1 protein-coding gene is annotated in these 253 nt (G+C 41.1%); it reads right to left on the bottom strand.

All coding sequences use genetic code 11. The features are described 5' to 3' along the window. Positions 1-60: 60 nt before the first annotated feature. Positions 61-253: hypothetical protein (locus AC6UDB_RS07150; RefSeq protein ID WP_500709573.1), on the bottom strand; the 193-nt coding region annotated here is incomplete at its 5' end.

Genomic DNA, 253 nt, shown 5'->3' with positions numbered 1-253 from the left:
CATCCCGTTTCCCCCCGCCTGACTGTGATCGTTTTCATACTAATGTAACACAAAAAATGCTTAAAAACGAAGAAAAACACAGGTATTTACTGTATGTCCGACTCCAGTGGACATTCCTGCGAAATATGTGCTGAATTCGTCCTTGATGACCGGACAGCATGTAACATCTTGTCTAATTTGGATAAAAAAAGAGGCCCTGCAGGCCTCTTCCGTGTAACCTTCTACTTTTTTCAAGAAACTATGAAGTAAATCC

This window comes from Fructilactobacillus sp. X3R2C1, from assembly GCF_059901235.1.
The sequence above is the reverse complement of the archived record's forward strand: the minus strand, read 5'-3'. Positions and strand labels throughout refer to the sequence as shown.